We start from the raw sequence: 13,171 nt of genomic DNA on the forward strand, positions 1-13,171 counted from the left end.
CAAAATATGACATCACATCTGAATGGGGAAAGTAATGAGTGGACCTTTTTTTCCAATCTGGCGGCGGGTTGACCGGGCCCGGGATCATCAGATTGTAGCACCCGATGAGCGTCTGTCCTGGCCGCAGACGGCGGTAATGGGTGCGCAACACGTTGTCGCCATGTTTGGTGCGACTGTGCTGGCCCCGTTGCTGATGGGTTTCGACGCCAACCTGGCCGTACTGATGTCAGGTATCGGCACGTTGATCTTCTTCTTTTTCGTTGCAGGTCGCGTGCCAGTTATCTGGGTTCCAGTTTTGCTTTCATCGGCGGTGTCATATCGGTAACGGGTTACGCCGGCAGCGGCCCAAATGCCAACATCAGTGTTGCGCTGGGTGCCATTATCGTGTGCGGTTTGGTATATGCACTGGTTGGGTTGCTGGTATGGTATGCCAACAGTCGGGGCAACGGTTCGGCCTGGATCGAACGGCTGATGCCGCCTGTGGTAACGGGTGCCATCGTTGCCGTGATCGGCCTGAATCTGGCGCCCATTGCGGCCAAGGGTGCGATGGGATCGGGTTCAACCTTCGAGGCGCTCATGGCCCTGATGACCATCCTGTGTGTAGCCGGGGTGGCTGTTTTTACGCGCGGCATGATCCAGCGCCTGCTGATTCTGCTGGGGTTGATCGCCGCTTGCGTCATTTACTGGTTGTTGACCAATGTGGCCGGACTGGGCACGCCGATTGACTTTACCGGCGTGCAGGCAGCGGCCTGGTTTGGCTTGCCGACGCTGGTCGCGCCTGAATTTACGGTATCGGCGATTTCAGTAATGGTGCCGGTCGCTGTTATTCTGATTGCTGAGAATCTGGCCATATCCGTGCCGTCAGCGCGATGACCGGGCAAAACCTGGATCAGTATCTGGGGCGCGCCTTCGTGGGTGATGGCGTTGCCACCATGATTTCAGGCGCCGTCGGCGGCACCGGCGTGACCACCTATGCAGAAAATATCGGCGTCATGGCTGTGACTCGTATTTATTCGACCCTGGTGTTTGTAGCGGCGGCATGTATTGCCATCGTCCTGGGTTTTTCACCCAAATTCGGCGCGCTGATCCATGCGATTCCCGGTCCGGTGCTCGGTGGCGTTTCCATGGTGGTTTTTGGTCTGATTGCCATTGCCGGCGCTCGTATCTGGGTGGTCAATCAGGTTGATTTTGGCGATAACCGGAATCTGATCGTGGCGGCAGTCACCTTGCTCATGGGCGCCGGCAACTTTACGCTGCAATTGGGCGCTTTCAAGCTCGAAGGCATCGGAACTGCGACCTTTGGCGCCATCATTTTGTACGCGTTGCTCAATTTGCGGCAACGTTCCACAGTTGAACCGGACCAGAGCCCGTTCGATCAGGAACAGAATATGTAAAATCGTAATTTTTTCAATTGTTTTCAAGACTTTAGCAACATTTTCCCGAATGCTTGCATTTTGTTCAGGAATTGGAGACAATGTCATAACGATGTCCCTGGCACTAATTAACCAGTGCCGGGGTTTATTTTTGTTTTTTCCATTCTTTTGTGCTTGCGCCAGGCATCGTTGGCCAAGTCTATAACACAACAGCACGCTCATCATCATGGCACATCATTGTGCAATGGGGGCGTTTTTACTTTTTTGAGACAGATATGGCAGGTATTCCATTAACAGCGCAAGGTGCGAAGCGCTTAGAAGAAGAATTGCACCGCTTGATCAGCGTAGAGCGGCCCGGCGTCATCCAGGCAATTGCTGAGGCGCGCGCGCAGGGTGATCTGTCGGAAAATGCGGAATACGATGCAGCCCGGGAACGTCAGGGTTTCGTCGAAGGCCGCATCAATGAACTGGAAGGTCTCCTGTCCAATGCGCAAATCATCGATCCGTCCAGTCTGGATGTCGAAGGGCGAATTGTGTTTGGTGCAACGGTCGGCATTGAAGACCTGAACTCCGGCAGTCACGTGACTTATCAGATCGTCGGCGATGCCGAATCCGATATCCGCCTGAACAGAATTTCCATTTCCAGCCCCGTTGGCAAAGCGCTAATTGGCAAGGCCGAAGGCGATGTAGTCGTCGTTACTGTGCCGTCCGGCGAGAAAGAGTTTGAAATTGTCTCTGTTGAGTACAAGTAAACTGCATATTGTTATGCAACATTCCCGGGTGTCATAGGGCACGAACCGGAATCGGTCGCTCAGCAAGGCTGATATACCGATAGCAGCAAAAAAAGCCGCAGAAAACAGTCCTGCGGCTTCTTTTTTTGTCTGACCGTAAGTGGTTATCTGCCGCCGCGACGCCCGGTGCGAGGCGCCGCTGTAGTGCGCCGGCCAGCGCGCAGCGACAGGCGCTGCCCGCGCGTCGGGGGATGCCATGCGCCTCGGTGCCGCCGGGACGCGCCGCTGGGGCCCGTGCGGCTTGCGTGCCGGGGTGCCCACCAGTTCGTCGTTGCCTCGGGCTGCCTTGCGGTGTGTCTTGCGGTCTTTCAGGGTCTTGCCCGCGGCCAGCAGTTTTTTCGGCGTATGGGGTTCATTGGGGAGTCGGCGGCTGCGTTCGACGGGTTCTTCGACTTTTTGTTCCCAACGACGGTTTTGTGACCCGTGTCGATATAAAATAAGCGTTTTGCCGACGTGTCCGGCAGCGGCACACGATAATGAATCACAGATAGTGTCAAGCATGGCAATACGTGCGGCGCGATCATCTCCGGCAACGCGCACCTTAATCAGTCCGTGCGCGGTGAGGTTCATGTCAATTTCTTTCAACACCGCGGGCGTGAGGCCCTGATCACCGATCAGGACTACCGGTTTCAGCGGATGGGCGGCAGCGCGTAGTTCGCTGCGCTCTTTTGATGTCAATTCTAGGGTAGGCATAAGGTAATCAGGCAATGGCCAAAAAGAAATTCTCGAAAGAATGGATACATCAGCATATCAATGACCCATACGTGAAAATGGCCAAGCAGCAGGGCTATCGGGCACGGGCAGCGTTTAAGCTGATTGAGATCCTGGATTCGGAAAAACTGATGCGGAAAGGGGATATTATAGTCGACTTGGGCTCTACCCCCGGCAGTTGGTCGCAGGTTGCACGCGAAAGACTCGTTGGCGAGGGCGGAGTGTTGCAGGGCCGCGTCATTGCGCTGGACCTGCTGCCGATGGAGCCCATTGCGGGTGTGGAGTTCATCCAGGGCGATTTTCGTGACGATGCGGTGCTTGCCGCCTTAAACGACAAGGTCGGACAGCAGCAGGTGAACCTGGTCATGTCTGATATGGCGCCAAACCTGTCCGGTGTCAGTTCTGCCGATTCCGCCCGGATTCAGCATGTATGCGAGCTGGCCATGGCGTTTTCCTTGCAGCATCTGACGCCCGATGGCGTTCTTATCGTCAAGGCATTTCACGGCAGCGGATTTTCCCAGATCGTGCAGATGTTCAAACAGCATTTTAAGCGAGTTGTCGAGCGCAAGCCCAAGGCATCGCGCGACAAGTCTTCGGAAACCTTCTTGCTGGGGCGTGGTCTAAAGCATCCGGAGAACCGTCAGTTCTAGGCATCGGCAGGCCTGACCAGGCGCCGGCCTTGCGGCCCAACTGGCATTGGTCCTTGTTTACGGCGCTTATTCCTATAGGTTAATTGCGGTGCCGCTGTACAGTGGGGTTACGACAAGCACCCTTGACGATCTGAATGGGGCACCGGTCGGGCTCGCAATATCAGGAAAAAATCAGGAAAAAGTTACAGAGTAGCGCTTGGAAACCGGGTTTTTGCCCCAATTTGACTATTGTGAGACTCCTTGGTGCTTCATGCCGGGACAACGACTTGCAGCAGTTGCCGTAACACGCCCGGATGCAGTCAAAATCGGCGCCTTTACCTGGGAAATTCCGGAAATGGCGGGTAATGGTTTAATTTGTTTTTAAGCCGGTTGTAAAGCCTCTTTTTTTTATCAATAGGTTAGAATCATATGAACGGGGTAAAGACGCTGCTTTCAGGGTCATTTGCCATTCATCGCAGGAGTCAGATTGTTGAATAATTCTTTTTCAAAATTCGCTATCTGGGTGGTTGTAGCGCTGGTACTTTTTACAGTATTCAAGCAATACGACGGCGCAGGTCAGGTCACAGAGGGCGTGAGCTACAGTCAGTTCATGTCCGATGCCAAGCAGGGTAAGGTGTCCAGTGTTGAGATTCAGGGCAATACCCTGACGGTCACGCCCAGCTCAGGCACACGGCCTTATACGCTGACTGCCCCCAACGACCTGTGGATGGTCGGTGATCTCGTGCGTGAAGGTGTGAAAGTTACCGCCAAGCAGCCCGAGCAGCCGTCATTCCTGTTGAGCGCGCTTATTTCATGGTTCCCCATGCTGCTGCTTATCGGCGTATGGTTCTTCTTCATGCGTCAAATGCAGGGTGGCGGCAAAGGCGGAGCTTTCAGCTTCGGCAAGTCCCGTGCGCGCATGCTTGACGAAAGCACCAACCAGATCACTTTTGCTGATGTGGCCGGTTGCGATGAAGCCAAGGAAGATGTCAGAGAACTGGTCGATTTCCTGCGCGAACCCGCCCGCTTCCAGCGTCTGGGGGGGCGTATTCCCCGCGGTGTGCTGATGGTTGGCCCTCCAGGTACCGGTAAAACGCTGCTGGCCAAGGCTATTGCCGGCGAAGCCAAGGTGCCTTTCTTCAGTATTTCCGGTTCCGATTTCGTGGAAATGTTCGTGGGCGTGGGCGCATCGCGTGTGCGCGATATGTTCGAGAATGCCAAGAAACAGGCGCCCTGCATTATCTTCATCGACGAGATTGACGCCGTCGGTCGCCAGCGTGGCGCCGGTGTCGGCGGTGGTAACGATGAACGCGAGCAGACACTGAACCAGATGCTGGTTGAAATGGACGGGTTTGAATCCGGCCAGAGCGTGATCGTGATCGCTGCGACCAACCGTCCCGACGTGCTGGATCCTGCATTGCTGCGTCCTGGCCGCTTTGACCGCCAGGTCGTGGTCAGCCTGCCAGACGTTCGTGGCCGCGAGCAGATCCTGAACGTGCATATGCGCAAGGTTCCCCTGGCGCCCAACGTCGAAGCGTCGGTCATTGCGCGTGGTACGCCCGGGTTTTCCGGTGCAGACCTGGCCAATATCGTGAACGAAGCTGCCTTGTTTGCCGCACGTCGTAGCGGCCGTACCGTCAACATGATGGATTTCGAAAACGCCAAGGACAAGATCATCATGGGCGCCGAGCGCCGTTCCATCGTCATGCCCGAGGAAGAGCGCAAAAATACCGCTTACCATGAATCCGGTCATGCGATTGTGGCCCGGATGCTGCCTAAAACTGATCCTGTGCACAAAGTGACCATCATTCCGCGTGGTCGTGCACTGGGCGTCACCATGCAATTGCCTGAAGGCGACCGTTACAGCATGGATAAAGAGCGTCTGCTCAATACTATCGCCGTATTGTTCGGCGGGCGTATTGCAGAAGAAATCTTCATGAACCAGATGACCACCGGTGCGTCCAATGACTTTGAACGCGCGACGGCCATCGCCCGCGATATCGTCACGCGCTACGGCATGACCGAATCATTGGGCCCCATGGTCTATGCTGAAAACGAGAATGAAGTGTTCCTGGGACGCAGTGTCACCAAGACCACCCACGTGTCCGAGGCAACCATGCAAAAGGTTGATGCGGAAATCCGCAGCATTATCGATGAGCAGTATTCGGTAGCACGCAAAATCATCGAGGCCAACAGCGACAAAATGCACATTATGGCCAAGGCGCTGCTTGAGTGGGAAACCATTAATGCAGAGCAAATCGGCGATATCATGGCCGGGCGCCCACCGCGTCCGCCGGAAGCACCCGAACCCACGGGCGATTCTTCCGATACGCCGCCGCCTTCATCAGGCCCTGCCCGGAAAGATCCTGGTAGCGACAAAGCAACTGTGACTGCCTGATTTTATTGCTGTATTTTTCATGAATTATTCCACATTCATTTGCGGGCGCTTTGAGCTTACACTCAAGCGCCCGCTTGTTATGGGCATCGTTAATGTGACGCCCGACTCCTTTTCCGATGGCGCCGCCCATTTTTCTGCCGATGCAGCGACCGCGCATGCGCTGGAACTGATCGGGCAGGGTGCCGATATCCTGGATATTGGTGGCGAGTCTACTCGCCAGGTGCTGATGCCGTCTCCGAAGAGGAGGAGCTCCGGCGCATCATTCCGGTGATACATAATCTGCGTGATTGTGGCAGACCTATCTCCGTGGACACCTTCAAACCGGCAGTGATGCGTGCTGCCCTGGCGGCGGGTGCCGATCTGATCAATGATATTTATGCCTTGCGCATGCCCGGCGCCCTTGAGGTTGTAGCAGCGCATCCCAATTGCGGGGTGTGCCTGATGCATATGCAGGGTGAGCCTAAAACCATGCAGGCTGCGCCTCAGTACGAAAATGTGACTGACGAGGTCTACCGGTTTCTGGAGGAACGCAAGGCGGCGGCGGTGGCGGCCGGAATTGCGCCTGCACGCATCTGTCTGGATCCGGGATATGGTTTCGGTAAGACAGTGCAGCAAAATTATCAGCTTTTACGTGAACAGGACAGGCTGTCCGGTTTACACTCACCGTTATTAATCGGTCTGTCCCGTAAAACCATGATTGCAGCGGTTACGGGCCGGGCTCCGCAGGACCGCGTTGCCGGCAGCATTGCCGGCGCGCTGGCTGCTGCAAATCGGGGCGCGGCTATCATACGGGTACACGATGTCGCACAAACTGCAGATGCCCTCAAAGTGTGGGCGGCCACAGAACAAGGAGAAATTCATGGGGCGTAAATATTTCGGAACAGATGGGGTACGTGGTGAAGTGGGCGGTCCGGTCATCAATGCGGAGTTTGCATTGCGACTGGGCTATGCCGCGGGCCGGGTACTGTCAAAAAATTACAAAGATAGTGCGCGTCCCATGGTGCTGATCGGCAAGGATACGCGCATTTCAGGCTATATGCTGGAGTCGGCGCTGGAAGCCGGCCTGGCCGCTGCCGGTATTGACGTTTACCTGGCAGGACCCATTCCGACACCTGCCGTGGCGTATCTGACCCGTGCACTGCGCCTGACTGCCGGTGTGGTCATCAGCGCTTCGCATAATGCCTATCAGGACAATGGGATCAAGTTTTTCTCCGGTAACGGCATGAAGCTGCCCGATAACGTTGAGCTGGAAATCGAAGCGGCGCTGGACGAACCGGTAGGTTGTGTCGATTCCGAGCATATTGGTCGTGCCCGCCGCATGCCAGACTCTGCCGGGCGCTATATCGAATTTTGCAAAAGCACGTTCCCGAACGACCTGGATCTCAAGGGCATGAAAATCGTGGTCGATGGCGCGCATGGTGCGGCTTACCACATTGCACCTCATGTTTTTCGCGAACTGGGTGCTGAAGTGGTTGCCATTGGCTGCAACCCGGATGGTTTCAACATCAATTCCGGCGTAGGTGCGCTGCATCCGGAAGCGCTGGCCGAAAAAGTCAGGGAAGTGGGCGCGCACTACGGCATTGCACTGGACGGCGACGCCGACCGGATTCAGATGGTGGACGCCGAAGGACGTATCTACAATGGGGATGAATTGCTTTATGCCATGGTCCGTGAACGGATGATGCACGGCCGCGTGGCCGGTGTCGTGGGCACACTCATGACCAACTATGGCTTTGAAAAGATTATGCAAATCATGGGTGTACCCTTTGAACGGGCCAATGTGGGCGATCGCTACGTACTGGAAGCCATGCAGAGAAACGGCTGGCTCTATGGCGGCGAGAGCTCGGGCCATCTGCTGTGCCTGGATCACCACAGTACCGGTGACGGCATTATCGCTGGCTTGCAGGTGTTGACGGCATTGGTGCGCAGCGGCAAAACGCTTTCTCAATTCATTTCAGATCTGAAAATGTATCCACAGATCATGGTCAATGTGCCCTGGAAAAAAGGTGCTGACTGGAAGGCCCATGCAGGCTTGCAGACGGCCAAAGAAGAGGTTGAGCGCGAGCTGGACGGGCGCGGCCGGGTGCTGATTCGTGCCTCGGGCACCGAACCCAAGCTGCGGCTGATGGTTGAAGCTGAAACCGAAGCGCTGGCCCGTCAGGGCGTGGAACGTCTGCAGGCCGTCGACCTGGCTGCATGATTTCTCGTGGCCAGTTGTATGCAGTTTGTGCAACTGGCAATGCATTCTGTTGTAAGATTTCAAAAAATCGAAATATTACCTGTATGTGAAAAGTTTTTGTCAAATGAACCGGGTATCATGCAGCTTTACAGTAAATCTTAGGAATTGACCCGAATGCAAGAAATCATGCGGATCCAGGCAGACGAGAATGATACGTCAAGCCACAGCCTGGTCTTGGGGATTGCTACAACCGACGAGGAAGTCGAACAGTTGCAGCGATTGCGTTACGAGGTCTATACCAACGAAATGAACGTGGTATTTCCCGGCGCAGTCAACGGTGTAGACATTGAACCGTTTGACAAATGGTGTGTCCATTTGATGGTTCGGGACCTGAAAACAGGTGCCGTTGTCGGTACCTACCGGATCCTGAGTCCGGAGAAGGCGGCAGAAGCCGGTGGCTATTACTCAGAGCTGGAATTCAATATTGATCAATTGGCGCATATCCGCCATCTGTTATGTGAATGCGGCCGCTCATGCACGCATCCGGATTACCGCAATGGTCAGGCGATCATGCTGCTCTGGAATGGTCTGGCGCGCTATCTGCTGAGTAATAATTATCGCTATATGCTCGGTTGCGCCAGTGTCAGTCTGGCCGATGGTGGTGTGCAAGCCTCCAAGGTCTGGCGTGCGGCCAAACGCGATATCGATGCACATCCCGAGCGTCCGATCATGGTGCCCATCAATCCGTATCCGCTGGACAAACTCACGCTTACCGATGATGCGAAAACACCTGCGCTGATCAAAGGATATCTGAAGATTGGCGCACATATCTGCGGTGAGCCGGCATTTGACCAGGACTTCAATTCTGCAGATTTTCCGGTCATTATCGATGTGGCCAATATCGATCCCCGGTACAAAAAACACTTCGGCCTGGCCTGATACGCGTACGGCGCCCGTTGCCAGGGATCTGGCCGGACGGGTGGGCCGCTTGCGCCAGGCAGCCGGCTGGTGCCGGCTTTCATGTCGGCATGCGATAATACTCACGTCCGACACGTGGCATCCGCAAGGTCAGGAAGGAATAATATCCAGTGTAAAGCCGGCTTTTTTCCATTCGGCAGCTTCCAGAGACAGCGTGTACCGGGTCAGAGGGTGGTCTTCCAGCCATTTCCGGCCCACGCGCAATATGAGTTTCTGATCGTCGGTTTCCAGTGAAACCGGAAGCGATGTCACCGGCTGGCGGCGGCGCATGAACACGACGGCCAGTCGCAGGCACAGGGTCAGCAGCCATTTGACGCGGCTTGGCTTTTCGGGCAGCAATTTGTCCAGCTTACCCTGATGGCCCAGGTCAGGAACGAGAGCAGTTCCTGTTCGGCTTCGGAAAAACCAGGCATGTCGGCGTTGGCCATCACGTAGGCGGTATGCTTGTGATAATTATTCTGCGAGATGCTCAGGCCGGTTTCATGCAAATCGCAGGCCCAGCTCAGATAGCGTCGTAGATCATCGGCTGCTGTTTCATCAGCCAGTATTGAATCAAAAAATGCCAGTGCCTGTTTTTTCACGCGCGCGGCCTGTCGGCTGTCAATATGGTAGCGTTTCATGAACACACCCGCTGTTTCATCACGCTTGTCATGAGAGCTGTCGCGGCCCAGCATATCGTACAGAACGCCGACGCGCAGCGCGCCGTCACCCTGGAACATCTGCTTGACCTGTAGTTCGCTGAAGATCGCCATCATGATAGACAGCCCAGCCGGCAGCACTTCCATGCGATCCAGCTTCAGGCCGCGCAATTCCGGCGCGTGAGCGCTGCCGTGACGGATCAGCACTTTTTTCAGCTTTTGCATGCCGTCCAGCGTAATGCCTTTTTCTGAAAAACCGGATTCTTCCAGGGTCGCAACCAGTGCTTTGGCCGTACCCGAAGAGCCGAAGGCTTCATCCCATCCCAGATGCCGATACTGTCTGGAAATAATTTCGATTTCCTTTCTAGCAGCAATTTCGGCCAGGACAAAGCCTTCTTCGGTGACTTTGCCGTCCGGAAAAAAGGACTTGGTGTAGCTGACGCAGCCCATGGCCAGGGATTTCATGATCAGCGGTTCAAGCTCCCGGCCGATGATAAATTCAGTGGAGCCGCCGCCGATGTCGACGACAAAGCGTTGTTTATTGGACGGCGGCAGTTCGTGAACCACGCCGGAGTACACCAGCCGAGCTTCTTCCTGACCGGAAATGACTTCGATCGGGTAGCCCAGCGCGGCTTCCGCACGAGGCAGAAATTCAGCCACATTGCGCGCGACGCGAAAGGTATTGGTTGCTACGGCACGTACACGGCCGGCGGGGAAGTTTTCCAGGCGCTCGCCAAAACGGGACAGCACGGCAATGGCGCGCTGGATTGCGTCTTCATCGAGCACGCGCTCGGCGTTCAGGCCAGCGGCAAGTCTGACGGTTTCCTTGAGACGATCTGTTGCGTAAATTTGCACAGAATCATCGTTCTGGACAATCCTTGCAATGGACAGGCGAAAGCTGTTGGAGCCAAGGTCTACGGCGGCAAGTAATTGGTCCATGATGCATCTGCTAGGTAAGGGAAACGCCATTTTAGTAAAAAAGCCGCAAGCGTGAGCGAAATAAAGGCAATCGGCTTCATCATTTTTATTTGAATGTGGCGTCAACCTCTGCCATTGAAGGCAGGTATATATTGCCAGTATTGCGTAGCAATTATTAAATAGATAGCATGTCGGCAATGGTTTTAATAGAAAACCATGCAGATACGCCAAGTCTTTAAATTCGAGTGGATACCAAACGCTGTACGCATCGGCAAAATGAAGCTGTTTTACAGATATTCGCGTTTTGTCATGAATTTGTTATATTGTGAGAGTATAAGAACTGTTCTTTGCCAAAGCCTAATACACACAACAACTGCGCCTTCATGTCCGATACCAATCCTGTCCCAGTTTCTGCTTCCTCTTCCGACTCCGTCACGCTGCTCAATCGCGAACTGTCATTGCTAAAATTCAATGAACGGGTGTTGGGCATGGCCATGAATCAGGCCAACCCGCTACTGGAGCGCCTGCGCTATTTGTGTATTGTCAGCTCCAATCTGGATGAGTTTTTTGAAATCCGCATCTCCAGTCTGAAAGAACAGGAACGGCAGTTTCCCAATGTGCCGGGCGATGACGGCCTGACACCGTCGGCAGCATTCGAACTGGTGCAGCATCGTGTGCACGAACTGGTCGATCGCCAGTACGCGTTGCTGCACAAGGATATTTTTCCTGCCTTGCGCAAGCAGGGCGTGTCTGTGCTGGCCCCCAGGGAATATTCAGATGCCATATCCGCCTGGCGCGCGATGTGTTCCTGAACGAGGTGCTGCCGCTGCTTACGCCTATCGGCCTTGATCCGGCGCACCCGTTTCCGCGTGTTTATAACAAGAGTCTGAACTTTATCGTCTCGCTTAGCGGCGAAGATGCCTTTGGCCGCCGTGCGTCCATTGCCATTGTGCAGGCACCGCGCGCTTTGCCTCGTTTACTTGAAATTCCCGAATCGGTCTGCGGGCACCGTCATTGCTACACGCTTTTGTCCTCGCTGATGCAGCAGTTCTCCGGAGAGCTGTTTCCGGGCATGGAGGTAAAGGGGCTATATCAATGGCGTGTCACGCGTAACAGCGACCTGTTTGTTGATGAAGACGAGGTGACCAACCTGCGGCAGGCGCTGCAGGGGGAGCTGTCGCAGCGTAACTTCGGGGCGGCGGTTCGATTGGAAATTTCTGAAGACACTCCGGTAGAACTCGAACATTTTCTGCAGCGGGAGTTCGCGCTGGGCCCCAAGGATACCTACCGCACGCACGGTAGTGTCAACATGACGCGCCTGATGCCGCTATGCGATATTGACGCTGACCCGCAGTTGGTGTTCCCCAGCTATCGGGCCCGCCTGCCGGCCCCATTCGATTCCATGAATGATAATCCTGCAGAAATGTTCGATGCGATAGCGCGGGAAGACCTCTTGTTGCACCATCCGTACCAGTCATTCAAGCCAGTGATCGACTTTCTGACATCAGCTGCGCTGGATCCGCAGGTAGTGGCGATCAAGCAAACCATTTATCGTACCGGTGAAGATTCCGAACTGATGGGGCTGTTGCTGGCCGCAGCCAAAGCCGGCAAGGAAGTGACGGTAGTCGTAGAATTGATGGCCCGTTTTGACGAACAGACCAATATCAACTGGGCGGCCAAGCTGGAAGAGGTTGGCGCACATGTGGTCTATGGTGTTGTGGGCCATAAAACGCATGCCAAAATGTTGCTGGTGTTGCGCCGCGAAGGCAAGAAAATCGTTCGCTACGGACACCTGGGTACCGGAAATTATCATCCACGTACGGCACGGCTCTATACCGACTTTGGTTTGCTGACGGCCAATCCCGATCTGACCAATGATATGGATCGGGTTTTTTCCCTACTTACAGGCTTGGGCGCCCGGCGTCCACTCAAACTGCTGCTGCAGTCGCCGTTTACCCTGCACGAACGGGTACTCAAGATGATTCAGGCTGAAACCGAACAGGCGCAGGCTGGAAAAAAAGCGGTGATCATGGCCAAGATGAATTCTTTGCTGGAAGTGGAGGTGATCAACACTTTGTACAAGGCCAGCCAGGCCGGCGTTCGCATTGAACTGATCGTGCGCGGGGTATGTGCGCTGCGTTCCGGCGTTCCCGGCCTGTCGGAAAATATTCGGGTGCGTTCCATCATTGGGCGCTTTCTGGAACACTCGCGAGTGTTTTATTTTCATGCCGGTGGCCAGGAGCAGGTTTACCTGTCTTCTGCCGACTGGATGGCGCGCAATTTTTTCCGCCGTGTGGAAGTGGCCTTCCCTATCCTGAATCCGGTTCTGAAAAAACGGGTAATCAATGAGTCCTTTACCTTCCCATTGAAGGACAATGTGCTGTCGTGGGAGCAGAAACCCAGTGGCGAGTACGAGCGAATAAAAAATCGTCGGGAGCCATTCAATATCCACCAGTACTTGATGAATCTGCTTGGCAAGGCCGGTTGATTGTACGTATGAATATGCAGGGCATCGCGCGTTGCCTCGCATTCAGGTCCGTCTGTTGTCAGATGGGT

At 54.8% G+C, this 13,171-nt stretch carries 5 protein-coding genes and 5 pseudogenes; 8 read left to right on the top strand and 2 right to left on the bottom strand.

The window, feature by feature from the left end:
- Positions 1-34: 34 nt before the first annotated feature.
- A pseudogene (locus TKWG_RS06885) lies at positions 35-1,394 on the top strand (solute carrier family 23 protein).
- A gap of 254 nt (positions 1,395-1,648) precedes the next feature.
- Entirely contained in the window at positions 1,649-2,125 is a 477-nt protein-coding gene (greA, locus tag TKWG_RS06890; protein ID WP_014750155.1) for a transcription elongation factor GreA, read from the top strand.
- Positions 2,126-2,268: 143 nt separating this feature from the next.
- On the opposite strand, the pseudogene TKWG_RS22375 reads toward greA, so the two are convergent.
- Positions 2,269-2,857: pseudogene (locus TKWG_RS22375) on the bottom strand (YhbY family RNA-binding protein).
- A 14-nt stretch (positions 2,858-2,871) separates the two neighbouring features.
- Here TKWG_RS22375 and TKWG_RS06900 point away from each other — a divergent pair.
- From TKWG_RS06900 to TKWG_RS06920, 5 genes and pseudogenes are all read left to right on the top strand, one after another.
- Positions 2,872-3,525 carry an RlmE family RNA methyltransferase gene (locus TKWG_RS06900; RefSeq protein ID WP_014750157.1) on the top strand — a complete coding sequence of 218 codons (654 nt, stop codon included), beginning with the start codon at positions 2,872-2,874 and terminating at the stop codon, positions 3,523-3,525.
- Positions 3,526-3,994: 469 nt separating this feature from the next.
- On the top strand, positions 3,995-5,902 hold the full coding sequence (gene ftsH / locus TKWG_RS06905) for an ATP-dependent zinc metalloprotease FtsH (RefSeq protein ID WP_014750158.1): 1,908 nt from the start codon (positions 3,995-3,997) through the stop codon (positions 5,900-5,902).
- A 19-nt stretch (positions 5,903-5,921) separates the two neighbouring features.
- Positions 5,922-6,772: pseudogene (gene folP, locus TKWG_RS06910) on the top strand (dihydropteroate synthase).
- Complete coding sequence (glmM, locus tag TKWG_RS06915; protein WP_014750161.1) at positions 6,762-8,102, top strand: phosphoglucosamine mutase; 1,341 nt, start codon at positions 6,762-6,764, stop codon at positions 8,100-8,102. Before folP ends, glmM begins: the two are co-directional and overlap by 11 nt.
- Positions 8,103-8,255: 153 nt before the next feature.
- Positions 8,256-9,020 (top strand): GNAT family N-acetyltransferase, encoded by a 765-nt coding sequence (locus TKWG_RS06920; protein WP_014750162.1) that lies wholly within the window; start codon positions 8,256-8,258, stop codon positions 9,018-9,020.
- A 129-nt stretch (positions 9,021-9,149) separates the two neighbouring features.
- Here the strand turns inward: TKWG_RS06920 and TKWG_RS06925 are convergent.
- Positions 9,150-10,636 (bottom strand): annotated as a pseudogene (locus tag TKWG_RS06925) (Ppx/GppA phosphatase family protein).
- Positions 10,637-10,998: 362 nt separating this feature from the next.
- On the opposite strand from TKWG_RS06925, the pseudogene ppk1 reads away from it, so the two are divergent.
- A pseudogene (gene ppk1 / locus TKWG_RS06930) lies at positions 10,999-13,103 on the top strand (polyphosphate kinase 1).
- The last annotated feature ends 68 nt before the right edge of the window (positions 13,104-13,171 follow it).

Source organism: Advenella kashmirensis WT001 (assembly GCF_000219915.2).
Lineage (GTDB): Bacteria > Pseudomonadota > Gammaproteobacteria > Burkholderiales > Burkholderiaceae_B > Advenella > Advenella kashmirensis.

What these genes read in the sequence shown, in the direction of transcription:
- TKWG_RS06900 (WP_014750157.1), top strand. Translation starts at nt 2,872, where the DNA reads ATGGCCAAAAAGAAATTCTCGAAAGAATGGATACATCAGCATATCAAT.
- TKWG_RS06920 (WP_014750162.1), top strand. Translation starts at nt 8,256, where the DNA reads ATGCAAGAAATCATGCGGATCCAGGCAGACGAGAATGATACGTCAAGC.
- greA (WP_014750155.1), top strand. Translation starts at nt 1,649, where the DNA reads ATGGCAGGTATTCCATTAACAGCGCAAGGTGCGAAGCGCTTAGAAGAA.
- glmM (WP_014750161.1), top strand. Translation starts at nt 6,762, where the DNA reads ATGGGGCGTAAATATTTCGGAACAGATGGGGTACGTGGTGAAGTGGGC.